Genomic DNA, 24,037 nt, shown 5'->3' on the forward strand with positions numbered 1-24,037 from the left:
TGAGTTTTCATAAAAACGATTTTCCAGACATCACGCTAATGAGTACGGAGATAGCCCGTGAATAACTCTACATCGCATGCTTTAGCGGTTAAGACGCCGCTTTCCAGACTTTACCTCGCTCTATTTTCCGCGCCGCTGTTACTGCTTTCACCTGCCGATTTCGCACGTGCAGCCGATGCAATTTTTGATGGCGACGCGCGTATTACCGAAACGCTGGGTTACACCGGAGATGTTTATGTTGGACGTAATCAACGCGGAAACCTGCTGATCGATAATGGCAAAATCACCGCCTATAACATCAATATCGGTCGACTGTTCGACGGCCAAATTTATGAAAGCGTGGTCACGGTTCGTGGGCCAAACGCTGAGCTTAACGCGGTGAACGATCAATACGTCCTGCGCGGTGACCTTAATCTTGGCCTCGGCACCCTGCGTGTCGAAGAGGGCGCGCTGGCGAGCGCGAAGGAGATCGTTGTCGGCACCACCCGCGGCTACGACAGCCACCTTATCGCCACGGGTGCGGGTTCTCGCGTGACCAGTAATTTTCTCAGCGTAGGCACCGATCTGGGGGCACGCTCCACGCTGGCGATTGAAGACGGCGCGGCGCTCAGCACCGCCTACGATGCGCGCATCGGCAACGGTACCGGGCCGGGTGAAACCGACACGCTGAGCCCGAAAGCCACCGTCACGGGGAGCGGCTCACAGTGGAATGTTGGCCGTACATTGACGCTTTATGGCGATCTGGACGTGCTGAACGGCGGAACGGTTAACGTTGGCGGCGTGCAGGTGGCGGGCGTCTCCGGGGCGGGTAAAACCGCCGAGCTGGTTATTGCGGGCAAAGACTCGCGCTTTACCAGCGGCAGCAGCGTGAGCGTGGGCGATTATGGCAATGGCGTGCTGTCTGTGATTGACGGCGGTTCATTTTCCGCTGGTAGCAATACGCTGATCGTGGGGACGTCGGGTTCCGGTTCGAACCGGGGTGCGCTCATCATCGGCAGCCGCGGCAATATGGACACCGGCACGGGTTTAACTGAGCCAACGCTTGGCACAGCGGGCGGCGCGGGTACTCTCGATGCGAATACGGCAATCAGCCTGCGTGGCGGGCTGTTCGGCAGCTATGTCTACTTCAACCATACCGACGGAAATTACGTCTTCAGCAACACGATGAGCGGTGAAGGTGAGGTGATCAATACCTCCGGGCAGACAACGCTAAACGGCGATCTTTCAGCCCTGCAGGCGAACGTGACCGCGCGCGGTGGCAAAGTCATTATTGCCAGCAATATCAACACCCAGCCAGAAGACGATATTTTTGATATTCAGACTCTTAGCGCCGAGAACGGCGGAACGCTGATCCTCAACGCGACGGCGGGATCCGACGTCAGCAACGGGCTGGGCTACAGCAGCGCCGCGTCAATCAAAGCCGGCGGCACGCTGGGGGGGAACGGCACGCTGGGCCAGACCGAGATCCTGTCCGGCGGGCATATCTCGCCCGGTGACGGCAATATCGGTACGCTGACGCTGAAACGCTATCTGAACTTTATCGGCGAATCCTTCTATGATGTTGATATTGCCGGAGATGGTCGCAGCGACCAGCTGCTGGTATCGGGCAAAACGACCATCAGCGACCAGGCTAAAGTACAGGTCACCGCGCTGGACCCGCAAACCAGCTACAAAACGGGCCAAAGCTATCGCATTTTAACCTCGAACGGGGGAATTGACGGTCAGTTCGCCGGAGCGATCTCCAAATCTGCCTTCCTGGACGTAGCGCTCAAGCAGGGCCCCAATGCCGTCGATCTGACCATCGCCCAGAAAGAGACCGGCGGCGAGAATCCGGGAGGTGAGAATCCTGGAGGAGAAAACCCCGGTGGCGAAAACCCGGGCGGTGAGAATCCAGGCGGTGAAAACCCAGGAGGAGAAAATCCTGGCAGCGGCAAGCCCGGGATTTTCCAGACCGTGGCCAAAAGCAGTAACCAGTGGAATACCGCCGGTGCGCTCTCCACGCTGACGCAAAGCGGCCCGTCGCTGGCGCTGTACAACTCGCTGCTGGTGCTGAGCGCGCCGGAAGCGCGCGAAGCGTTCAACCAGCTGTCCGGTGAAGTTTATCCGTCAATGCAGTCCAACCTGATCGCGGGCAGCACGCAGGTGTTTAACGTGTTAAACCAGCGTATGCAGCGCGCGTTTGATAACGACAGCCTGCCGATACCACCGTTAGCGATGTCGCTGGTGCAGCAGCCGGAGCCGCAAAATAACGGCGTCTGGGGTCAGACCTTCAGTTCATGGAGCCGAAACAACGGCGACGGTAACGTGGGCAAGCTGGACGGCAATACCACCGGCTTCCTGCTGGGGGCAGATCGCAAGCTGGCGGATCATAACGTGCGTGTCGGTGGCTACTTCGGCTACAGCCGCGGTGATTACGACGTCGATAGCCGTCGTTCCTCAACGGATACCGACAACTACCATCTTGGCCTGTATGCAGCGGGTCAACAGGATGCGTTCTCCCTGCGCGGCGCGCTGGGTTATACCTGGCACAAGATCGAAGGCGAGCGCACTGTTGATTTCAGCGGCTTCTCGGATCGTCTGAAGTCGGATTACGACGCCAACTCGCTGCTGGCGTTCACCGAAGCGGGCTACCGTTTCGGCCAGCCTGATATGAATATTGAGCCGTTCGTCAATTTATCGTACGTCCGACTGCATACCGACAGCTTCCGGGAAGACGGCGGTGCCGCCGCGCTGAGCGTACGTAACGAAACGATGAACACCTTCTATTCCACCCTCGGGGTGCGCGGTGTGACCGAGCTACCGAAGAACGTTAACCTCTACGGTTCGTTGGGCTGGCAGCACGCCTATGGCGATAAGAACACCTCTTCGCGCATGGCGTTTGCGGGCAGCGACACGTTCATTACTCAGGGTCAGGCCGTGGATGAGGACGTGATGGTGGGTGATATCGGCGTGAGCGTACAGCTGTCGCGAGCGGCGACGCTGGATGTGGGTTATCAGGGGCAATATGGTGCGGATACCCGCGTCAACTCGGTTAACGCGAATCTACGCTGGTCGTTCTGAATCATTTCTATGAAAAGAACCCGCCCTTGTGGCGGGTTCTTGCTTTTGGGCACTCAGGAATTCAGGGATCGTTCCCACCTGCGTCCAGCAGTTTGTTTTTAAAGATAAACAAACACGCCTCGTTGAAGTTCTCCACTCCCAGGCGTTCCGAGAGCGTCGTTCGTTTACGATAGAGGCTTTTCACCGACGTATTCAGCTCCTCGGCAATGGCTTCCATCGACATCCCTGCCCTCAGCAACCGCAACATGATCGCTTCGTGCGTGCCCGGCCGCAAATTAAGTAGCCACCTCGTGGTCAGGCGTCTGCCCTTCATATTAAGAATCAGATTAAACAGCGAGGCCATATCTGGCGCGGTGAGCGACGTGTTCATAAATAACTTCATACTGAGCAGATTCTCCTCGCGGTGTCGCATATCAAGCATAACGCAGCAGATTGTTTTTTTCGTTCTGGCCGGATGGCGTATCAGGTAATCATATAAACGGAGCGGAGCACGACTATCAATCAACACAGAATATTCATCTGCACCGTTATCAAATATGTTTCTGTCAATCTTGTCGAGCAGGATAATATCCGGAAAAAAAATCCGCATCCCCCTCACAAGGTAGCGATCCTGAGTCACTAACACTATTGAAGTTGCCACTAACCATCCCTTTTAGATTAAAGCAAGAACGATCCTTCAGAAAGAAGGCCGCCTTCGTTTTATAGCGCTGTTATTTTAACGATAAATGTATTCTGGCTTTGGATATCCCTCAATACAGACATTGATGAGAAAGACTTCCTGTAGACTATCATTCAATGGCTGCCATTAATTATAAATAAAAAACAATCGCAGAAAAGTCACTTCTCTAAACATTAAGAATTTTTGTCATGAAACTTCCCAAATATGTACCAGAAAGTACTTTAATTGACACAGCAAAACCGCATAAAAAATATATAACAGGCTGTCACAATAAAAATAAAATAAATAACTTTCAATGAGTTACAAATAAACAGTCAATTCAATAAAAACGTTAAAAACCGCTCGATACAGAATTATCTCAAAACGATAAACCCGCTTTTCAACATATTTATCAGGCAACATATCAGGTGTACATTAGCTTTCACCCAATCCCCTGAGATAAGGATCCATAATTACCTTTAGGTAAGTATCCCACAACATCACTGCATTTAGATTTAATGTTCTCATTTATGGCCTTTAACGCTGAGTTTAAAGGCGGCCGTGTTATGCAATGGATTCACGATAAACAAATGGCAAATAGATATGGAAAGATCGCTTCGCTTCAATACGTTATTCTTTTATCGCACCCCAACATTATTGTTCCTGTTATTCCTCTTTCCTGTTCTGGCTCAGGCGACTGAATCCGTTTATGAGCAACAGATTCAACAGGCACGTAACGGTAATTACACGCCGTTTCTCGATTATCTTCAGCGTTATCAGCAGCAGCATGCCCTGACACCTGAACACGTTGCGGACTGGTTACAGGTGGCAGCCTGGGCGGGTCATGATGACGAGGTTATTCAGGTCTGGCAGCGTTATGGCATTTATATGCCGCTGCCTGCCCGCGGCGTTGCTGCCGTCGCGCAATCCAGGCGAAATCAAAAAGCGTGGCAGCCAGCCCTGGCGCTCTGGAAAGAGGCGCGTAGCCTTGCGCCGGATAACGACGATTATCGTATCGGCTATATAAAAACCCTGGCCGATGCCCGCATAGATACGCTTGCCCTGCAGGAAGCCCAACGGCTGGTGGCGGAAAATCCCTCTCAGGCGCATCTTCAGACGCTCTCCTATGTCTGGTTACGCCAGGGGAAAAGCTGGGATCGGCTTCTGGCAGACACGCGCGCGCTGAATATCGCACCTGAAAATAAAGCGCTCCTCAGCGAGCTGATCGACGCGCTTACGGATAACCGGGTGAATACCCCCGCGCTCCAGCTTTCACAAAGCGTGACGCTGTCTCCCGCGGAGCGTCGACGTCTTGAGCGTAATGCCGCCGCCGAACGGGTTCGCCTTGCCGATGTGCCAGGCAGAACAGAAAAGGAGCGCCTGCAGCTTGCCCAATCCGCGCTGAATCGTTACGACACCCTGCTTGCTCGCTGGCAAAACGAGCCGCAGGCGGCGGAAGACGTCGTCCTTGCGCGTATCGACAGGCTTGGCGCGCTGTACGCCCATGCTGATTACCCAAAGGTGATAAGCGAATATCAGGATCTTACGGCAGCCCAGCATCCGGTGCCGGGCTGGGCAATTGGCTGGGTCATCTCCGCGTATCTGCAGGAGAAAAACGCGGCCGCCGCCTTCGCGCTTCTGCAACGCTATCCGCAATATGCTTCCGACCCGCAGGATGAGGAGCACGCGCTTTTTTACGCCTGGCTGGATACGGGAGAGTACGAGGCCGCCCGCCAGTACGTTGAGCGCCAGACCCGCGACGTCCCCTGGACCCGTTACGATTTTGGTTCCCCTACCCCTCAGCCGAACGATCGGTGGCTTACCGGGCAGTCGCTCCGTTTTAACTATTTGCTGGCGACGAATGCCCTGCCGGAAGCCGAAACGCTGGCGCACCGTCTGGCGACAACGGCGCCGGGCAATCAGGGGCTACAGATTGACTACGCCACCCTGCTTCGGGCGCGGGGTCTGCCACGCGCGGCCGAGCAAAAGCTGAAAACGGCGGAGGCGCTGGAGCCGTCCAATACAGAGCTAGAGCAGCAGCAGGCCTACGTCGCGATGGACCTGCAGGCGTGGCGACAGATGGATTTACTCGCCGACGACGTTCTGGCTCGCGCACCCGCCGACCGCAGCGCCAGGCGTCTCGACAGGCTCCGAACGGTCCACCACATGTCCGAACTGCGCCTCAACGCGGGCAAGGGCTTGCACTCAGATAACCCCGTCAGCGGGACACACGACCTGAACTGGGACGCCACGCTCTATGGCCCACCCGTAGCGGATAGCTGGCGGCTGTTTGCAGGTGCCCGCTACGCGCAGAGTCATTTCGATGAGGGCAAAGGTGCCAGCCGTCACCTTTTGGGCGGCGTCGAATGGCGGCCACGCGACTTGCAGCTCGAGGCCGAACTCTCCAGCAACCGCTATCACGGTGAAAACAAGCCGGGCGCTCGCCTCTCAACGACGTACTTTGCGACCGATCGCTGGCAGGTCAGCGGCAGCCTTGAGCGCCTGTCGCGCACTACGCCCCTTCGGGCGTTACGCAACGGAATTAGCGCCAACCGGGGTGAAGGCGGGGTGCGCTGGTACCAAAACGAGCGGCGTGAGTACCAGTTCAGCGCCGCCCTCAGCCGCTTCTCCGATCATAACCGTCGCCAGGAATACACCCTCACGGGTAAGGAGCGTCTCTGGCAGACCCCGTCCCTGACGCTGGATCTCGAACCGGGGATCGCCGCCAGTAAAAACAGCCAGCGGGACACGCTCTATTACAACCCGGCGCGGGATCTGTCCGTGACGGCTGCCCTGGCCGTTGACCATGAGATGTATCGCCATTACGACACCCTCTGGAGCCAGCAGGTCGTGGCGGGAGGCGGCAGCTACTGGCAGAAAAATCAGTCCGCTGGCGCCATCGCCCTGCTGGGTTACGGACAACGCGTTCAGTGGAACAACGTTATCGATACCGGCGTGATGCTGAACTGGGATAAGCGCCCTTACGACGGCAAACGCGAGAGCAACCTCTCCGTCACGTTTGACGCGACTTTACGCTTTTAAGGATGAATATGCTGAACACACGTTTTTCCGTGAGCCTGATACTCCTCGGCTGGCTCTGCCTCAGCGCGAGCGTCTGCGCGCAGGCGATCTCGTTCATTGCGCCCAAAGCGCGGCCGCAGCTGGAGGCAAGTAAACCCTGGCCGAAGAACCAGTTTCTGGTCCTGGCCTATCACGACGTAGAAGATGATGCCGCTGACCAGCGCTACCTCTCCGTTCGCACCAGCGCGTTAAACGAGCAGATAAGCTGGCTTCTGCACAACGGCTATCACGCCATCAGCGTGCAGGACATTCTCGATGCGCATGACGGGAAAAAAACGCTGCCGCCAAAGGCCGTTCTGCTCAGCTTTGACGACGGTTACAGCAGCTTCTACACCCGCGTCTGGCCGCTGCTTCAGGCGTGGAACGTCCCTGCGCTGTGGGCGCCGGTGGGCAGCTGGGTCGATACGCCAGCGAATCAGAAGGTGAATTTTGGCGGCCTTATGACGCCCCGCGATCGCTTCGCAACGTGGGACATGGTGCGCGAGCTCAGCCAGTCACCGCTGATTGAGATCGGATCGCATACCTGGGCCTCGCATTACGGCATTCAGGCTAACCCGCAGGGCAGCCGCGAACCGGCGATCGCCAATCGCTTTTATGATAAAGCAACGGGACGCTATGAAACCGACCAGCAGTTCAACCAGCGGATCGGCGATGACGTTCGCAAAGTGACTGAAAAAATCACGCAGGTGACGGGCAAAGCGCCGCGCGCCTGGGTCTGGCCTTACGGCGCCGCCAGCGGTACCTCGCTCGCTATCGCCAGGCAGCAGGGTTATCAGCTGGCCTTTACCCTTGAGGACGGGCTGGGAAATGTGCAGGATCTGGGCAACATCCCCCGCCTGCTGATCGCCGGAAATCCCTCGCTCAAGGCGTTTGCCAGTACGGTCAGCCAGGTTCAGGAGCACGATCCCGTGCGCGTCATGCACGTCGATCTCGACTACGTTTACGATCCCGATCCGGCTCAGCAGACCCAAAACATCAACAGGCTGATCCAGCGGGTCTACGACATGAAAATCAGCCACGTTTTTCTACAGGCGTTTGCCGATCCGCAGGGCGACGGCAGGATCACGGCGCTCTATTTCCCGAACCGTCGTTTGCCGGTTCGGGCCGATCTCTTTAATTTTGTCGCCTGGCAGCTACAAACCCGCGCGGGGGTAAAAGTCTTCGCGTGGATGCCGGTGCTCTCGTTCGATCTCGATCCTTCCCTGCCGCGCGTGCAGCGCCGGGATCGTCAAACCGGCCAGCTGCACGAAGCCACCGAGCCCTATATCCGGCTCTCCCCGTGGGATCCGCAGGTGCGCCAGCAGGTGACGGACATCTATGAAGATCTGGCCCGCTATGCCAGCTTCAACGGGATTTTGTTCCATGACGATGCGGCGCTGACGGACGTGGACGATGCCGGACAGGACACGACTCGCCAGAAGAGCCAGCGGCTTATCAGCGTTACCCGCACTCTGAGCCAGGCGGTGAAAAACATCCGTGGCCCGCAGATAAAAACCGCCCGCAACATGTTCGCCTTACCCATTCTGCAGCCCGAAAGCGAAGCGTGGTTCGCGCAGAATCTTGATGATTTTCTGGCGGAGTATGACTGGACGGTACCAATGGCCATGCCGCTGATGGAGTCCGTCCCGGCAGACGAGAGCGATGCCTGGCTGACGCGTCTGGTTAACGCGGTCGCCGCGCGCCCCGGCGCGCTCGATAAAACGATTTTCGAGCTGCAGGCCAGGGACTGGGACCAGAAACCGCAGCGCGCCGTTGCCGATAGCCAGCTTGCGCAGTGGATGCGCGTGCTCCAGCTGAACGGCGTCAAAAATTACGGTTACTACCCCGACGACTTCCTCAACAACCAACCTGATATCTCGCGCATCAGGCCTGAATTTTCTTCGTACTGGTACCCTGACAATGACTGATCGCATTATCGCATTCTCTATTTTATGTCTGGTATTCGGGTTGCCGTTGGGCGTGGCCGCCCTCTTTACCGGCGAACTGATTCTGGATTTTGTGTTCTTCTGGCCGCTGTTCATGTCGGTGCTCTGGATAACCGGCGGCCTCTATTTCTGGTATCAGCTTGAACGCCACTGGTCGTGGGATAAAGACACGCCTGCCCCGACGCTCGCCGGTGAGCCGCTCATCTCCATTCTTATCCCCTGCTTCAACGAGGGACGAAATGCGCGGGAGACCATCAGCGCCGCGCTGGAGCAGCGGTATGAAAATATCGAAGTTATCGCCATCAATGACGGCTCGTCTGACAACACCGCTGAGGTGCTGCAGGCGCTGGCGCAGGAACAGCCGCGCCTGCGGGTGATTAACCTCGCGGAGAACCAGGGGAAAGCGCTGGCGCTCAAAGCCGGGGCGGCAGCGGCCCGGGGCGATCTGCTGGTCTGCATTGACGGCGACGCCCTTCTCGATCGCGATACCGCCGCTTATCTGGTGGCCCCGCTGATTCAGTACCCCCACGTCGGCGCGGTGACCGGGAACCCGCGCATTCGCACGCGCTCCACGCTGATTGGCCGCATTCAGGTGGGGGAGTTCTCCTCCATCATTGGGCTCATTAAGCGGACGCAGCGGATCTATGGCCGGGTCTTTACCGTCTCCGGCGTCATCGCCGCCTTTCGCCGACAGGCGCTGGCGGACGTCGGGTACTGGAGCCCGGACATGATCACCGAAGACATCGACATCAGCTGGAAGCTCCAACTGCGCCACTGGGATATCTTTTTTGAGCCGCGAGCGCTGTGCTGGATTTTGATGCCGGAGACGCTGAAGGGCCTGTGGAAGCAGCGTCTGCGCTGGGCCCAGGGCGGCGCGGAGGTGTTTCTGGTCAACCTTCGCAAGATTGTGCGCTGGGAGCATCACCGCATGTGGCCCCTGTTTATGGAGTATGCGCTGTCAACGCTCTGGGCCTTCGCGTACGCGATGACAGTGCTGCTGTTCATCATCAGCCATGTCGCGCCCATTCCACCCAACCTGACCGTGGAGAGCCTTTTTCCACCGGAGTTTACCGGGCTGCTGCTGGGGGTGATGTGCCTGTTGCAGTTCCTGGTCAGCCTGTACATCGAGCGGCGCTATGAACGAAGAGTGGCCAGCTCGCTTTTCTGGGTGATCTGGTTCCCGATGGTGTACTGGATGATTGGCCTGTTCACCACCCTCGTCGCATTTCCAAAAGTCATGCTTAAACGCCAGCGTGCCCGCGCGCGCTGGATCAGTCCGGACCGGGGAAAAGGAAGCCTGCAATGAATGAAAATACCTTAATTTTGACCGAGCATCGGCTCTTGCCACGTCTTTTCGATGCCGCATTAACGCTGGTGGCGTGGGGAGGATTTCTGTTTTTCCTGTATGCCAGGCTCTGGATGCAGTTAACCGAGGAGAGCGACTACCGCTGGGGCGCGATTATTGCGTCCTTTAATACGGTCCTGATCTATTTGCTGTTCGCCGCGCTCAACGGCTGGCTGCTGATTTTGTGGTACCAGTACAACCGCCGCCGCGCCCACGTAAGGCGGCGCCAGCCGGGCTATTTCCACCAGGAGGAGCTGGCCCGCAGCTTTAACGTCTCACCGCAGATCATCTCCGAGATGAGCCAGTACAACCTGCTGACGGTGTACCACGATCAGATTGGCCGCATCATCGATCTGAAGGTAAGCGGGCAGCAGGAAGAGGAAGAACCGTAACAAAAAGCCCCCGCAGGATGCCCTGCGGGGGCTTTGTTAGAGCAGGTGTGCGTTACTTATCCTTCACCACAATCAGCGGTTCAATATCGCTCTCTTTTTTCACCACCAGCGAGTCATCTCCGCGCAGGCAGGTCCCGCCGTAGTTCCCGCCCACGGTAAAGGTGCAAACCTGAATATGCTTGCCGTCGACCTTTGGCAGGCACCACAGCTGCTGGTAAATATTTTTGCGGTCAACAAACTTGCCGCTGGATTTATCCAGCAGTTCGTCCTGGGCGCTGATCAGGTCGATATTGCTGCCGCAGCGGCCGGCAATCGGCTTAACGGCATAGCCGGTCTGTTTCAGCAGCTCGTTCACCTCAAAATCGGTATCGAGCAAGTAACGGTGGTTCGGGAACAGCTGCCACAGTACCGGGAGAATCGCCTTGTTGCCGGGAATAACCGTCCACAGCGGTTCAAACACCAGCACTTCCGGGCGCAGCAGGACGTCAATCAGGCGAACCTCGCCCTCGGGATGTCCGGTGCGGATCGGCACCGCGGCGTATTCGGTTTCGCTGACCTCGCGGATCTGCTCAATTGCCGTTTCCCACGCCCAGGTTTTCCACACGCAGTTGACGTGGCGGCCTTCATCGTCAATCAGCTGTCCGGCGGCATCCCAGCTGAGCGCCTCCAGCCCGTGCAGAATTTTGGTTTCAAACCCGGCCTGCAGCAGAGAACGCTGGATAAAGAGCGCGTGATAGTCCTCTTCGACATCGTTGTCCTGCATGATGTGCACAAACGGACGCGCGTGGCTGTGTTTCCACGCCCCGGTCAGCTCTTCCAGCAGGCCTTCCGCCGGGTTGTGCCCGTTGCCGCGATAGCCGTTTTTGACCCACTCTTCGAGGATCAGCCCGCCTTCCGTGTGACAGGACGCGGAGTCGGCGTTGTACTCGTAAACCTTAATCCCGCGCTCATCCATGCAGAAATCCATACGACCGGTAATCATATGGTGACGACGCCATTGCCAGGAGAGGCGCAGACGCGGCCAGAGGATTTTCGGGATGTCGAAAAGCGCCAGCAGATTATCGTCTTTCAGCACCTTATCCGTGGCGTGCAGGTACATCAGGTGCAGTTCGTTGGTGGCTTTGATCAGCTCCTGCTCGGCGCTTTCGGTGATGGTGAAGTACTGGCAGGGATCTTTATTGATAAAGTGACCGTTCGCGCGGACATACGCCTGCTGGAGCGCGTCATTCTCGTTGAGCCATTTCCCGTCGAACTGACGCTGGTTTTTCAGCCGCGCGCCGCTGATTTTCAGCAGTTCACCGTCGATTTCCGGCTGCGGAATGCTGTGCTCTGTGTCGTCGGTCTGGATCATCCAGCCGAGAATTTCCGTGTCGCTGAACGTGTCATGAAGGGTGTAACAGCCGTTCTCAACGCTCAGACGCAGCTCGCGCGTCCACTGCTGCCCGAGCGGCAGCGGAGCGTGAATGACGTTCTGCTCCGCAATACGCACCTTATCGTCGAGAAGCTGGGTGATCACCGCCACGTGGCCGGTCTCGTGAAACTCTCCGCCCTTTTGCCAGATCAGCAGCGCCCCGGCGCGCGGCGCGCGTTTCGAACCGTTGGCAAAAGCCTGAAGGGGCAGAATGTTATCGTTCACCACCTGGCGCAAAAAGCGCAGGGAGAAGATTTCCCACGCCATGCCGACGTCGGTAAACACAAAGCCATAGTTGAGGAACAGGAAACGGCGGGCAAACTCAACGCACTGCCACTTGTGGCCCATGTATTCGTTACCGATATAGCTGCGAAAATCTGCGTCTTCCGGGTATTTTCGCGGGTCCAGACTGCCGTAATTTGAAGAGTAAATCGCCACGCCACCGGGCGCATAGCCTAACAATGTCCCGAATGGCGCATCACTGCTTAACTTTCCTTTACGCATGTATCCAACCTAAAACAGGCAGGCGGCAATTTTTTGAGGGGTTGTCGTCGTCTGCACGTTGTAATTAACCTGACAGAGGTGGATTTATCATACACCTGCGTGGCAAATTATTCGTCGCAACAATGACTAAAATTCACAACATCTGGAGTCAACATGAGCGAACAGGCGCAAGCGCTGGAATGGGGCCACGGCCCGCGAACCTTTGAAGTGTTCCTGGAACCAACCTGCCCCTTCTCGGTGAAGGCATTCAATAAGCTGAATGCGTTTCTGGAACAGGTTGGGGAAGACAAGGTCACGGTCAAAATCCGTTTACAGTCCCAGCCGTGGCACCTGTTTTCCGGGGTGATTGTGCGCTGCATTCTGGCAGCATCCACGCTGCCGGACGGCAAAGCCGCCGCGCGTAAAGTGATGCAAGCGGTGGCCGACCATCGCGAAGAATTTGAATTTACCGACCACTGCAGCGGCCCGAATATGCAGGCCACGCCTGACGACATTATCGCTCGGATCGAGGGCTACAGTGGGGTGCAGGTTGCAGGCGCGTTTGCCCGGCCGGAACTGCAAAATGAGATTAAATGGCACTGCAAATACGCCCGCCAGAACGGCATTCACGTTTCGCCGACGTTTATGGTTAACGGCCTTGTGCAGGCGGATTTAGGCAGCGGCGATGACGTAGAGGTTTGGGCGAAGCGGGTGTTGGGATAGCGTTGTGGAGCCGTTCATGCCGGGTGGAGGCTTCGCCTTACCCGGCCTACGAAACACAACCCCCCTGTAGGTTGGGTAAGCGAAGCGCCACCCGACACGTTTAAGGCTCAAATCTTAAACAACCAGCATGCCGCGAAATGCCCTGGCGCAATCTCCTGCATCGCAGGCTCCTGAGTCTGGCAAACCGGCATGGCGTGCGGGCAGCGGCTGCAGAACTTACAGCCCGGCAGCGCGGACGTGGGGCCTGGAATATCGCCGCGCAGGGTGACGTCTTCGAGATTGCGGATGCGCGGATCGGGCTGGGGAACCGCCGCCAGTAGCGCGCGGGTGTAAGGGTGCGCCGGGCGCTGATACAGCTCATTCGCGGGGGCTACCTCCACCAGTTTACCGAGATACATCACCCCAATGCGGCTGGAGATATGGCGCACCATGGAGAGATCGTGGGCGATAAACAGATAGGTTAGCCCCAGCTCCTGCTGCAGATCCTGCAAAATATTCACCACCTGCGCCTGCACCGAGACGTCCAGCGCCGAGAGCGGCTCATCGCACAGCACAAATTCAGGATTCACGGACAGCGCGCGGGCAATACTGATGCGCTGACGCTGCCCGCCGCTGAACTCATGCGGGAACCGTTCAAGGTGTTCGTGCTTCAGCCCCACTTTGTAGAGCAGCGTTTCCGTACGTTCTCGCTGTTCTTCGCGGCTGTAGCCGTGGATCTGCATCGGTTCGGCCACCAGCTGTCGCACCGTCATACCGGGGTTAAGCGAGGAGTAAGGATCCTGAAAAATCGCCTGCATCCGCTTGCGCAGCGGCTTGAGCTCTCTTTCGCGGGCGTGGGCGATCGCCTGCCCGGCAAAGTGGATCTCGCCAGAGGTAATATCGAAAAGGCGCAGTATGGCGCGCCCGAGGGTGGATTTTCCGCAGCCGGACTCCCCCACCAGGCCAAACGTCTCGCCGGGCTGGATATCAAAGCTCACGCCATCAACCGCCTTCACGGCCACGCCTTTACGCAGCCAACCGCCGTTGAGCGGATAGTGCTTGCGTAGATCGCGCACGCTCACTAATGGCGCCTGTTGTTCACTCATGCCTGAATCTCCTTATCGGCCCATAGCCAGCAGGCGGCGCGATGGCCCTCTCCGGCGGTGTAAAATGCGGGTTGCCGTTCACACTGGGGCATGCGCTTCGGGCAGCGTTCCGCGAATGGACAGCCCGGCGGCGGGTTAAGCAGGCCAGGCGGCGAACCTTCAATGGGCGATAAACGTTGATTCACCTCATCCGGGCGCGGCAGCGAGGCCAGCAGCCCCTGGGTGTAGGGATGCGCGGGGCGATAAAAAATGTCCTCCACGCTCCCCTCCTCCATCACCAGCCCGCCGTACATCACCACCACGCGGCTGCAGACCTGCGCCACCACGCCGAGATCGTGGGTGATCAGTAAAATCGCGGTCCGGGTCTGCTGTTGCAGACTTTTCAGCAGGCGCAGGATCTGCGCCTGAATGGTCACGTCCAGCGCGGTGGTCGGTTCGTCGGCAATAAGAAGCTTCGGGTTGCAGGAGAGCGCAATAGCGATCATCACGCGCTGGCGCATTCCGCCGCTGAACTCGTGCGGATACTGATTGTAACGGCGTTCCGCTTCGGCAATACCCACCTGATCCAGCATGGCGATTGCTGCCGCTTTGGCCGCTTTTTTCGATAGTTTTTTATTTCGCACCAGGATCTCAGACATCTGCTTGCCGATAGTGAGCACCGGGTTCAGGGCGGTCATCGGATCCTGAAAAATCATCGCGATCTCGTTGCCGCGAATGGCGCGCATCTGCGCGGGGGTTTTCTGCGCCAGCTCCTCATTCTGGAAGCGGATGCTGCCGCCAGTTATCCGTCCGTTGCTCCCCAGAAGCTGGATAATCGACTTACAGGTGACGCTTTTCCCGCAGCCCGACTCGCCGACGACACCGACGAGTTCCCCCGGCTGAACCTGAAAGCTCACGCCGCGCACCGCGTGAACCTCGCCCTCGCGGGTGAGGAACGTGGTTTGCAGGTTTTCAAGCGCCAATAAGTTACTCATCGCGATTCGCTCCTGGCTCAAAGGCGGTACGGAACACATCGCCCAGCACGTTAAAACTGAACACCGTCAGCAGGATCAAAATGCCGGGGAACATCGCCAGCCACGACGCTTCGCCAATATAAGACTGGGCGTTGTTAAGCATGCTTCCCCATGATGCCGCAGGCGCCTGCACGCCCAGCCCTAAGAAGCTGAGCGTTGACTCCATCAGAATGGCCGAGGCGATATTCAGCGTGGCCGCCACGATAATGGTCGGCAGCACGCCGGGAATGATGTGGCGCACGATAATACGCAGCGGATGCGCTCCCGACGCGCGGGCATAAAGCACGTACTCGCGCTCTTTCACCGATAGGGTTTCAGCACGCACCAGACGCGACATGTTCATCCACGTCAGCAGGCTGATAATCAGAATGATGTTATCCACGCCCGGCTTGAGGTAAGCATTCACCACCAGCAGCAGGAAGAAGGCCGGAATGGCCATCAGGATATCCACGGCGCGCATCATCAGGTTATCCAGCCAGCCGCCAAAATAGCCGCTCACCGTTCCTACCACCGTGCCGATAAGCGTGGAAAAGAGCATGGCAAGAAAACCGACCATCAGGGAGATCTGGCCGCCATACAGCGCGCGGGTAAAGTAGTCGCGCCCGTATTCGTCGGTGCCGAACCAGTGCGCGGAATCCGGCGGCAACGTGCGCGCGCCGAGCGCCATCCGATCCGGATCGTACGGACTCAAGCCCGCACAGAGCGCGGCGACAACGAAAATAAAAAGCACAAACAGGGAGAACTGCGCCGGACGGTTGCGGCGCAGCTGGTGACGAACCTGCTGCCAGCGTCTGCTCATCCGGTTACCTCAGCGTACGAATGCGGGGATCGGCGAAGCGATAAAGCACGTCGGCGATCAGGTTACCGACGATCAGCATCATCGACGAGAGCATGATGATCGCCATAATCAGCGGGTAGTCCAGCGAAGCGATCGACTGGATCCCGAGCAGCCCCATCCCCGGCCAGGAGAAGACGCTCTCGGTCACATAAGCTCCCACAATCAGCTCACCGAACGACAGGCCGAACAGGGTAATCACCGGCAGCAGCACGTTTTTCAGCACGTGGCGGAACAGAATACTGGAACGCGTGGCACCGTAGGCAAGCTGGGTCTGCACGTAATCGGCGGAGAGCTGCGAGATGGTGTTGGAGCGGATGTAGCGCACGTAGCTGGAGAGGTTATAGAACGTGAGGGCAATACACGGCAGCACGCCGTGGCGCAGCAGATCCAGCCCGTTGTCCTCCATGCCGATGGTGCGCATCCCCATGCTGGGAAACCAGTTAAGCTGCACGGCAAAAACGGTGATGAGCAAAATGCCGAACCAGAAAATCGGTACCGAGATGCCGATATAGGCAAACAGGTTCAGCAGGTGATCCAGCCAGCGGTGCTTAAATGCCCCCGCCAGCAGCCCCAGCGGGATCGCCAGCACGATCGCCATCAGCAGCGACGCCCCCATCAGCCCCAGCGTGGCCGGAATGCGTTCACCGATCATCTCCAGCACCGGGCGGTGGTAAATCAGCGAATAGCCGAGATCGCCCTGCAGGACGTTTTTCAGCCACAGAACGTACTGCGTGACCAGCGGCTTATCCAGCCCCAGGCTCTGGCGAATACGTTCGATATCTTCCGGGGCCATACGCGGCGTGATGTACGCCGCCACCGGATCGCCGGGCGCGAGCTTGACCAGCAAAAACGCCACCAGCGAAATGAAGAAAAGCATCGGCAGCAATTGCAGCAGCCGACGCGTGAGGAGTGTGTTCACGACGTGCCCTTACCAAAGCCCCGACCTGACGGCCGGGGCAATCGCTTATTTCTGATAGATTTTTGACAGATCCTGGAACAGGTAGACCGGTTTCGGCTCTGCTTCCTGGGTGCCGCCGAAACGCTTGTCCACCGCGACGGTCGCATTGGTATAGGCGATCGGGTAGTAGGTCATCTCGTTCGCCACGGTCTGCTGAATTTGCTTATAGATATCGGCACGTTTCGCGGCGTCGGTTTCCACGGCGCCTTTATCCCACAGGGCATCGAACTGCGGATTTTTGTAGTGCGCGTAGTTATAGGCCTCGTTGCTCATGAACAGCGATTTATAGCCGTCCGGCTCTGAGCCCATGATGTAGCCGCCCAGGTTCAGCTCCCACGCGGTGTTATTCATATCAAGACTGCGCTGAGACATGGCGTTGGAGTCCAGCGGCATCAGCTCCACGTTCACCCCAATGCCCTTCAGCGCCTGCTGAATGTAGAGCGCCATGCTCTCCTGGGTTTTGTTGGTGTTCACATACGCCAGGCGCAGCTTGAGATTTTCCGGCGCGCCGGACGCTTTAAGCAGATCTTTGGCCTTTTGCAGGTCAAATTTGTACTGCTCGACGTCATCCGTCTTGTAAAGCGTATCTGGCGTCAGGAACGAGGTTGCCGGTTTGGCGTAGTCCAGCGAGGTAAACGCGGTCTGGGCCAGCTCGTCCTTGTTGATGGCGTACGCAATGGCCTGACGCAGTTCTTTGCTCTTCATCACCGGCACGTTCTGGTTGAACGTCATATAGGCCAGACGACCTTCCGGATAGACCACGAAGTCGAACTTACCGGTATTTTTCAGGCGGTTCACGTCCTGCGGGTCAACCATCTTGAGGTTGATTTCACCGTTTTGCAGCGCCAGGTTGGCGGCGTTGCTGTCTTTGGCGAAACGGTAGGTGACCGAATCAAGCTTCGCTTTGCCGTTCCAGTAATCGTCAAAACGGGTCAGGGCGTAATACTGACCGGCGCGATACTCTTTAAATTTGAACGGCCCGGAACCGACCGGCGCATCGTTTTTGGTGCTCTTTTCCAGATCGCCTTCACCGGCGAACACGTGCTGCGGGATCGGGTAGATCTGTACCAGGGTGCCGGTAAAGGCCGCGCTGACCTGCGGTAAGGTGAACTTAACGGTGCGCTCATCAACCTTGCTCACTTCAACAGGCTTGCCGCCGTAGGTAAACATACTGCGGAAGAAGCTGTGCTGTTTAGCATCCAGCAGCTTGTTGAACGTAAAGACCACGTCGTCCGCCGTCAGCGGCTGTCCGTCCTGCCATTTCAGATTGGGTTTTAACGTCAGGGTGTAGCTCAGGTTGTCGGCAGAAGGCGTCAGGCTTTCCGCCAGGCCCCACTCAATGTTGCCGTTATTAAAGCTGTACAGCGGGGCATAAAGCGCCTGCATGATCGTTAACGTTGTGCGGTCACTGGCGTAGAGCGGATTAACGGCTAACGGGTCGCCGGAGGTAATACCGATAATGAGCGAACCGCCCTCTTTTGGCGCGTCGCTTTTTGCCGCTGAGGGCGTGCTTGTCTCTTTATTTTTCGCATCATCACAGCCCGCCAGGCCTAACGCGAGCGAAACGACCACTGCCGATAACAGAAGCTTGCGCATCTCACTAACTCCTTGCCTTATAAAGTGTTTATTACTGCATCTTTTATTTATGTTGAAGCATCATATTCAGCTTTAGCGGTTTACGCATTAATTATGAAAATGCGATTTTCGATTAAGCTTATGCCGGATTTGATATATATAAGCAGCAGAAGGAATAGCGGTTAATTGATTGCGCTCACAACGTTAAACGGTTCACAAATCTCCTGCTACACTGCCTCAACACATCACTAAAAAGGCAGGCCAACATGTCAGACAACACGTATCAGCCACCAAAAGTATGGGAATGGAATAAGAACGGCGGCGGCGCGTTCGCCAATATTAACCGCCCGATCTCCGGCGCGACGCATGAGAAGGATTTGCCCGTAGGCTCTCACCCGCTGCAGCTCTACTCTCTGGGAACACCGAACGGCCAGAAAGTGACGATCATGCTCGAAGAGCTGCTGGCGCTGGGCGTGACGGGCGCGGAGTACGACGCGTGGTTGATCCGCATCGGCGAAGGCGATCAGTTCTCCAGCGGGTTTGTCGACGTGAACCCGAACTCGAAAATCCCGGCGCTGCGTGACCACTCTACAAACCCGCCAACGCGCGTCTTTGAATCCGGCAATATCCTGCTTTACCTGGCAGAGAAATTCGGTCACTTCCTGCCGAAAGATCCGGCGGGACGCACCGAGACGCTGAACTGGCTGTTCTGGCTCCAGGGCGCGGCGCCGTTCCTCGGCGGCGGCTTTGGTCACTTCTACAACTACGCACCGGTGAAGATTGAGTACGCGATTGACCGCTTCACCATGGAAGCCAAGCGCCTGTTCGACGTGCTGGATAAACAGCTGGCGCGCGGTCGTTACGTCGCGGGCGAGGAGTACACCATCGCGGATATCGCCATCTGGCCATGGTTCGGCTGCGTGGCGCTGGGTAGCGTTTATAACGCCGCCGAATTCCTGGATGCAGAGAAGTACACTCACGTGCAGCGTTGGGCGAAAGACGTGGCGAATCGCCATGCCGTTAAGCGCGGACGCATCGTTAACCGCACCAGCGGCGAGCTGAACGAGCAGCTCCACGAACGCCACGCGGCGAGCGACTTCGAGACGAATACGGAAGATAAGCGTCAGGCCTGACGCTCTGCCGGGCGGGCCACCGCCCGGTAACAACGATCCTTTCCGAGGGCATGATTAGCTTAAAGGTTGAGCCGGTATTACTGGCACTATTCGCCCTCTTTTCTCACGCCTGGCTGTGAGAAGCGAAGTATCAACCAACGGCTATTACAAAGGATCTGTTATGAAATTCATCAAAACAGCGCTGGTTATCAGCACCCTCATTATTTCTACCTCGGGTATGGCGATGGACAAAACTGCCGCTGGGGCCGTTGCCGGCGCCGCAATTGGCGCAGCTACGGGCAAAGACCTGAAATCCACAGTAGGCGGCGCGGTCGTTGGTGCGGGTACGGGTGCCATGTTTAAAAACGGTGAAAAAGGCAAAGATGCGCGTAAGGGCGGTGCCGTGGGCGCAGTCGTTGGGGCGGGTACAGCAGCAGTGACGGGCAATAGCGTACTGAAAGGTGCAGCCGTTGGCGCAGGCGCTGGCGCGCTGATTGGTGAAGCCACGCACTGATAATTTACGCCGGGCGCTACGGTGCATGCCCGGCGTTCTCTCGCTTTATATCCTCTCGAAACGCCCTGAATGACGCCCGGGGCTATTAACGTATTTGCTTAACGTATTTATTTTTTGGCTTAACTCTACGTCACTCTTCGCGCCGAGCTTTTTCATAATTCTACGCTTATGGCTGCTGACCGTTTTCTCACTGCGATAAAGTAGTCTCGCTATTTCAACACCCGAGTATCCCTGCTTCAGGAATACCATGATCCGATGCTCTGCCAGCGTCAGCCTGGTGGAGGTCTCTTCAGATATCTTCTGCCGAAAGCGCATAATAAGCGGACTGAGGTAGCGTTTGCCGCGCATCGTTACATCCAGAATGTCGCGGAGGTGAAACGTCATTTCATCGACGCAAAGTAATGAACAGCGACACTCTTTCTCAAGGCGTCCTGCCAGCACTTGCTGAAAAGCATTCACTAAAACCAGGGTGGATTTTTTTTGCAGTAAAGAGAGTATGGACTGAGGTATATCCTGCATCGTCTTGTACTGAGTGCCATCCACAATAACTACATTCGCATGGTCATTTAGCCCTAACGGGGATAATTGATAACTCCAGCCTTGATGATGGCTGGCAAGATTGTCCAGGCAGCCACGTATCCCAGAAAGATAAATATCGGTACAGGCTACATAACGGATCTGGCACATAAAAATGACAACCTTAATCATAGAGTGAGGTGAGCTGCGAAAGATGAGACATTAAAAGGGTCCAGCCCGCATGAGTATCAATGTTCATACGAATACGGGCGTTACGCTTGAACGTGAATACCGTTTTGTAACTGCACTTGCGACGGTTCGCGATATCCCGCGTTTGCATTCCGGCCGCGTAATCCAGAACAATATTAAGCTCGGCAGGAGAAAAATATTCTCTACGCTGTTGTATCGCGTCGGCCGCAGCTATCTCTTTAAGCAGTTGACCTTCCAGCACGTCTTCCGTGAGACAGCGCCTGGCTCCCGCCGCTGTAAGCATCTTCGTTAACAACGTATCGTTCATTGGAAGGTAAACCATGGAGGTTAAAGGCATTTTTCGGGAAGAATGGATCAGGCGAACCAGACCTGGCAGCATATTGCCCAGGCCGCCAGCTCCTACTAACAGGTATTTTTGTTCATCGGTTAGCGCACACAGCTCCTCGGTAAGATGTTCTACAGAGCTGCATGGAATAACCTTTACGTTATTCTGTTGTAAAAACGAACAAACTCCAGAGCGTATCAATCCCCGAGGCTCGAAAAGGATCACCCGAATATCCGAATAAAGGCCTTCCATTGCGAAATATCCTATAAAAATTTAGAGATACAGGATAATTCTCAGCAGGGTTTATTCAACGCAAATGGCGTCCAATATTGGATCTCGCCTCCCTTAGATGCCTTATCGAAAGTTCCTCTCTTTTTTCAACAGCATATTTACAAGCCCCGATAAACTAGCAAGAATCATTTTTATTTCTATCAAAGTGGGCTGATGCATGAAGCTGACCCGACAGCAGCACATTATTGACCTCCTGAGCGGCTGCGACTGGCTAACCACTGACGCACTGGCAGAAACGCTCGCCGTCAGCAGGGAGACGATCCGTCGCGATCTGAATGCCCTTCAGCAGCAGGGTAAGATCCTGCGCCAGCACGGCCGCGCGCGGCTTATCCATCTGAACAGCCGCGACAGCGGAGAGCCGTTTGGCGCGCGCTTAAAAAGCCATTACGCCGATAAAGTCGATATCGCCCGTCACGCGCTGGACTGGATCAGCGAAGGGATGACCATCGCCCTCGATGCCAGTTCAACCTGTTTTCACCTGGCGCGCCAGCTCCCGGATATCGAACTCACCGTCTTTACCAATAGCCTGCCGATCTGTCATGAGATGGCCAAACGCGAGCGGATCACGCTTATCTGCACCGGCGGCACGCTTGATCGCAAGTACCGCTGCTACGTCAATCCGGCGCTGCTTACGCAGCTGAAAGGGCTGGAGATAGACCTGTTTATCTTCTCCTGCGAAGGCGTTGATGAGCAGGGCACGCTGTGGGATCCGGTAGAGCATAACGCGGTCTTTAAATCACTGCTGTTAAGCCGCGCAGGCCAGTCGCTGCTGCTGATTGATAAAAGCAAATTCCAGCGGTCAAGTGAGGTGAGGATAGGCCAGCTGTCACAGGTGACGCAGGTGATTCAGCGGGATCGTCTTTCAGGGGGATAAGGGGTCAGGCCGCGACAGGCGACCCGACCCGATAAGGTTATGCGGTGAGGCGGAATTTTTGCACCGAGCGCTGAAGCTCTTCAGTCTGGCGTTCCAGGGCTGCGGCAGCGGCAGAGACCTGCTCCACCAGCGAGGCGTTCTGTTGGGTGACGCCATCCATCTGGGTGATAGCGATGCCCACCTGAGAAATGCCCTTACTTTGCTCTTCTGACGCAGACGCAATTTGCTTCATGATGGTCGTCACTTCGGTCACGTCGCGCAGAATCGCTTCCATCGTCGTGCCGGTGTCGTTCACCAGCCGTGCGCCCTGCTCCACGCGGGAAACGGAATCGGCAATCAGCCCTTCAATCTCTTTTGCCGCATTGGCGCTGCGGCTGGCCAGATTACGCACTTCACCCGCAACCACGGCGAAGCCACGCCCCTGTTCCCCTGCACGCGCTGCCTCAACGGCTGCGTTGAGCGCCAGAATATTGGTCTGGAACGCAATGCTGTTAATCACGGTGGTAATTTCCGCGATCTTCTTCGAACTGTCAGAAATACCGCTCATGGTGGTGACCACGTCTTCTACCAGCGAACCGCCACGGCTGGCGGTCGTCGAAGCCACGTCCGCCAGCTCGCTGGCCTGACGTGCGCTTTCGGCGTTCAGTTTTACCGTCGCCGTAAGCTGCTCCATACTCGCGGCGGTCTCTTCCAGCGCGGCGGCCTGCTCTTCCGTACGGGACGAGAGATCGTTGTTCCCGCTGGAGATCTCCGTCGCGCCGCGCCAGATATTTTCGCTGCCGGAGCGGATGGTGCTGACCGCTTCACGCAGGCTGTCCTGCATGGCGCTCAGTAAGGGAACCAGCTGTCCCACGCAGTTGCGGCCAAACGGCTCAATCGGCTGGCTGAGATCGCCCTGGGCAATCTGGCGGAACTGCTGGCGAATACGAGCCAGCGGTTTCACCAGCATCGCCACCAGGTAACGGTCGGTGAAAAGCAGGATCAGCAGGCCAATAATCGTGGCGACGATAATCACCGTGCGGGTCATGCTGGTCAGGCCGTCCACCACCACGCGGGTGCTGTCGAGCGACTTCGCGGCGGCGTTGTTAAAGTTCTCCGCCGCGGCACCGAACGCGCGGCTCAGCGGTGGCGTGACGTTGTTGGCCTGCTGACGATAGCCGTCCAGCGACTGCTTAGCCTGCTGCATCTGCGGGGTTACGCCCTGATCGAGCAGGGCCTGCCAGCTGCTAATGACCTGAGCAGAAACCTGTTCGTCCATGGGACCGGGGGAGATGGCCTTCATTTCGGCCAGCTTCTTACTCATGTTATCCAGCGCCTGTTGGGCAGAGGCCAGGTCCGGCGTGCCGCCTGCGGCTTTGACCTCCATTGCGCGGCTCAAACGGGTGACGAAACGGAAATACTGATCGTTACCCTGACTGAGTACCGTCATCTGTTTGACCAGCTGCCGATCCACTTCGTTACCATCAGAAACGCGAGACAGTGACCAGGTGCTGTATAGCCCAACCCCCGCCCACATTAAACAAAAGATCCCAAGAATCGTCAGCATGACGAAGCGGATCGTGAAATTACGGAGCATATTCATAAATCTTCCTTGCCGAGAGGGTGAGTTCGCCCAGAGGCGAGTACTACTCTCGTTATCGGCAGGGAG

Annotated in this window: 19 protein-coding genes; 9 read left to right on the top strand and 10 right to left on the bottom strand. The window is 56.9% G+C overall.

The genetic code is table 11. The features are described from left to right. Positions 1-57 precede the first annotated feature (57 nt). A complete protein-coding gene (locus ACOQH0_RS19150) occupies positions 58-3,060 on the top strand; it encodes an autotransporter outer membrane beta-barrel domain-containing protein (protein ID WP_421511001.1) in 3,003 nt (1,000 codons plus the stop codon). 61 nt (positions 3,061-3,121) lie between these two features. Here ACOQH0_RS19150 and ACOQH0_RS19155 read toward each other — a convergent pair whose 3' ends face one another. Continuing rightward, positions 3,122-3,649 carry a helix-turn-helix domain-containing protein gene (locus ACOQH0_RS19155; RefSeq protein WP_010435537.1) on the bottom strand — a complete coding sequence of 176 codons (528 nt, stop codon included), beginning with the start codon at positions 3,647-3,649 and terminating at the stop codon, positions 3,122-3,124. Between the two features lie 672 nt (positions 3,650-4,321). Here ACOQH0_RS19155 and pgaA point away from each other — a divergent pair. The 4 genes from pgaA to pgaD are packed head-to-tail and all read left to right on the top strand — an operon-like array spanning position 4,322 to position 10,461. Continuing rightward, positions 4,322-6,760, top strand: coding sequence for a poly-beta-1,6 N-acetyl-D-glucosamine export porin PgaA (gene pgaA / locus ACOQH0_RS19160; RefSeq protein ID WP_421511002.1), 2,439 nt, complete (start codon positions 4,322-4,324; stop codon positions 6,758-6,760). Positions 6,761-6,768: 8 nt separating this feature from the next. Continuing rightward, positions 6,769-8,706, top strand: a complete 1,938-nt coding sequence (pgaB, locus tag ACOQH0_RS19165; protein ID WP_421511003.1) for a poly-beta-1,6-N-acetyl-D-glucosamine N-deacetylase PgaB — start codon at positions 6,769-6,771, stop codon at positions 8,704-8,706. Next, a complete protein-coding gene (gene pgaC / locus ACOQH0_RS19170; protein ID WP_410975355.1) occupies positions 8,699-10,030 on the top strand; it encodes a poly-beta-1,6-N-acetyl-D-glucosamine synthase in 1,332 nt (443 codons plus the stop codon). The genes pgaB and pgaC overlap by 8 nt, the downstream gene beginning before the upstream one ends. Continuing rightward, positions 10,027-10,461, top strand: coding sequence for a poly-beta-1,6-N-acetyl-D-glucosamine biosynthesis protein PgaD (pgaD, locus tag ACOQH0_RS19175; protein WP_421511004.1), 435 nt, complete (start codon positions 10,027-10,029; stop codon positions 10,459-10,461). The genes pgaC and pgaD overlap by 4 nt, the downstream gene beginning before the upstream one ends. A gap of 52 nt (positions 10,462-10,513) precedes the next feature. Here pgaD and gss read toward each other — a convergent pair whose 3' ends face one another. Next, positions 10,514-12,376 (bottom strand): bifunctional glutathionylspermidine amidase/synthase, encoded by a 1,863-nt coding sequence (gene gss, locus ACOQH0_RS19180; protein ID WP_421511005.1) that lies wholly within the window; start codon positions 12,374-12,376, stop codon positions 10,514-10,516. Positions 12,377-12,529: 153 nt separating this feature from the next. Here gss and ACOQH0_RS19185 point away from each other — a divergent pair, with 153 nt between their 5' ends. Then, positions 12,530-13,078 (top strand): DsbA family protein, encoded by a 549-nt coding sequence (locus tag ACOQH0_RS19185; RefSeq protein WP_010435551.1) that lies wholly within the window; start codon positions 12,530-12,532, stop codon positions 13,076-13,078. Between the two features lie 107 nt (positions 13,079-13,185). Here ACOQH0_RS19185 and ACOQH0_RS19190 read toward each other — a convergent pair whose 3' ends face one another. The 5 genes from ACOQH0_RS19190 to ACOQH0_RS19210 are packed head-to-tail and all read right to left on the bottom strand — an operon-like array spanning position 13,186 to position 18,568. Beyond that, positions 13,186-14,163, bottom strand: coding sequence for an ABC transporter ATP-binding protein (locus ACOQH0_RS19190; RefSeq protein ID WP_421511006.1), 978 nt, complete (start codon positions 14,161-14,163; stop codon positions 13,186-13,188). After that, positions 14,160-15,137: an ABC transporter ATP-binding protein gene (locus ACOQH0_RS19195; protein ID WP_421511007.1), complete on the bottom strand. Its 978-nt coding sequence runs from the start codon at positions 15,135-15,137 to the stop codon at positions 14,160-14,162. The genes ACOQH0_RS19190 and ACOQH0_RS19195 overlap by 4 nt, the downstream gene beginning before the upstream one ends. Next, positions 15,130-15,975: an ABC transporter permease gene (locus ACOQH0_RS19200; protein ID WP_421511008.1), complete on the bottom strand. Its 846-nt coding sequence runs from the start codon at positions 15,973-15,975 to the stop codon at positions 15,130-15,132. The genes ACOQH0_RS19195 and ACOQH0_RS19200 overlap by 8 nt, the downstream gene beginning before the upstream one ends. Positions 15,976-15,979: 4 nt before the next feature. After that, positions 15,980-16,933, bottom strand: coding sequence for an ABC transporter permease (locus tag ACOQH0_RS19205; RefSeq protein ID WP_010435561.1), 954 nt, complete (start codon positions 16,931-16,933; stop codon positions 15,980-15,982). Between the two features lie 45 nt (positions 16,934-16,978). After that, on the bottom strand, positions 16,979-18,568 hold the full coding sequence (locus ACOQH0_RS19210) for an ABC transporter substrate-binding protein (RefSeq protein WP_421511009.1): 1,590 nt from the start codon (positions 18,566-18,568) through the stop codon (positions 16,979-16,981). A 245-nt stretch (positions 18,569-18,813) separates the two neighbouring features. Between ACOQH0_RS19210 and yghU the strand changes: the two genes are divergently transcribed. Continuing rightward, positions 18,814-19,680 (top strand): glutathione-dependent disulfide-bond oxidoreductase, encoded by an 867-nt coding sequence (gene yghU / locus ACOQH0_RS19215; protein ID WP_010435563.1) that lies wholly within the window; start codon positions 18,814-18,816, stop codon positions 19,678-19,680. Between the two features lie 160 nt (positions 19,681-19,840). Further along, positions 19,841-20,173, top strand: a complete 333-nt coding sequence (locus ACOQH0_RS19220; protein WP_042717804.1) for a YMGG-like glycine zipper-containing protein — start codon at positions 19,841-19,843, stop codon at positions 20,171-20,173. Between the two features lie 45 nt (positions 20,174-20,218). Here the strand turns inward: ACOQH0_RS19220 and ACOQH0_RS19225 are convergent, their stop codons facing one another. Further along, positions 20,219-20,860 (bottom strand): LuxR C-terminal-related transcriptional regulator, encoded by a 642-nt coding sequence (locus ACOQH0_RS19225; protein WP_421511010.1) that lies wholly within the window; start codon positions 20,858-20,860, stop codon positions 20,219-20,221. 13 nt (positions 20,861-20,873) lie between these two features. Further along, positions 20,874-21,476, bottom strand: coding sequence for a helix-turn-helix transcriptional regulator (locus ACOQH0_RS19230; RefSeq protein ID WP_421511011.1), 603 nt, complete (start codon positions 21,474-21,476; stop codon positions 20,874-20,876). A 196-nt stretch (positions 21,477-21,672) separates the two neighbouring features. On the opposite strand from ACOQH0_RS19230, the gene fucR reads away from it, so the two are divergent. Next, the gene (gene fucR, locus ACOQH0_RS19235) at positions 21,673-22,389 is read left to right on the top strand and encodes an L-fucose operon activator (RefSeq protein WP_421511012.1); all 717 of its coding nucleotides are present in this window, start codon (positions 21,673-21,675) and stop codon (positions 22,387-22,389) included. A gap of 37 nt (positions 22,390-22,426) precedes the next feature. Here fucR and ACOQH0_RS19240 read toward each other — a convergent pair whose 3' ends face one another. Beyond that, on the bottom strand, positions 22,427-23,971 hold the full coding sequence (locus ACOQH0_RS19240; protein WP_421511013.1) for a methyl-accepting chemotaxis protein: 1,545 nt from the start codon (positions 23,969-23,971) through the stop codon (positions 22,427-22,429). Between the last annotated feature and the right edge of the window lie 66 nt (positions 23,972-24,037).

This window comes from Enterobacter sp. JS8-1 (genome assembly GCF_049187015.1).
Taxonomy (GTDB): Bacteria; Pseudomonadota; Gammaproteobacteria; order Enterobacterales; family Enterobacteriaceae; genus Enterobacter; species Enterobacter mori.

Coding starts and splice junctions, on each gene's coding strand:
- ACOQH0_RS19155 (WP_010435537.1), bottom strand. CDS start 3,649: ATGCGGATTTTTTTTCCGGATATTATCCTGCTCGACAAGATTGACAGA.
- pgaA (WP_421511002.1), top strand. CDS start 4,322: ATGGAAAGATCGCTTCGCTTCAATACGTTATTCTTTTATCGCACCCCA.
- pgaB (WP_421511003.1), top strand. CDS start 6,769: ATGCTGAACACACGTTTTTCCGTGAGCCTGATACTCCTCGGCTGGCTC.
- pgaC (WP_410975355.1), top strand. CDS start 8,699: ATGACTGATCGCATTATCGCATTCTCTATTTTATGTCTGGTATTCGGG.
- pgaD (WP_421511004.1), top strand. CDS start 10,027: ATGAATGAAAATACCTTAATTTTGACCGAGCATCGGCTCTTGCCACGT.
- gss (WP_421511005.1), bottom strand. CDS start 12,376: ATGCGTAAAGGAAAGTTAAGCAGTGATGCGCCATTCGGGACATTGTTA.
- ACOQH0_RS19185 (WP_010435551.1), top strand. CDS start 12,530: ATGAGCGAACAGGCGCAAGCGCTGGAATGGGGCCACGGCCCGCGAACC.
- ACOQH0_RS19190 (WP_421511006.1), bottom strand. CDS start 14,163: ATGAGTGAACAACAGGCGCCATTAGTGAGCGTGCGCGATCTACGCAAG.
- ACOQH0_RS19195 (WP_421511007.1), bottom strand. CDS start 15,137: ATGAGTAACTTATTGGCGCTTGAAAACCTGCAAACCACGTTCCTCACC.
- ACOQH0_RS19200 (WP_421511008.1), bottom strand. CDS start 15,975: ATGAGCAGACGCTGGCAGCAGGTTCGTCACCAGCTGCGCCGCAACCGT.
- ACOQH0_RS19210 (WP_421511009.1), bottom strand. CDS start 18,568: ATGCGCAAGCTTCTGTTATCGGCAGTGGTCGTTTCGCTCGCGTTAGGC.
- yghU (WP_010435563.1), top strand. CDS start 18,814: ATGTCAGACAACACGTATCAGCCACCAAAAGTATGGGAATGGAATAAG.
- ACOQH0_RS19220 (WP_042717804.1), top strand. CDS start 19,841: ATGAAATTCATCAAAACAGCGCTGGTTATCAGCACCCTCATTATTTCT.
- ACOQH0_RS19225 (WP_421511010.1), bottom strand. CDS start 20,860: ATGTGCCAGATCCGTTATGTAGCCTGTACCGATATTTATCTTTCTGGG.
- ACOQH0_RS19230 (WP_421511011.1), bottom strand. CDS start 21,476: ATGGAAGGCCTTTATTCGGATATTCGGGTGATCCTTTTCGAGCCTCGG.
- fucR (WP_421511012.1), top strand. CDS start 21,673: ATGAAGCTGACCCGACAGCAGCACATTATTGACCTCCTGAGCGGCTGC.
- ACOQH0_RS19240 (WP_421511013.1), bottom strand. CDS start 23,971: ATGAATATGCTCCGTAATTTCACGATCCGCTTCGTCATGCTGACGATT.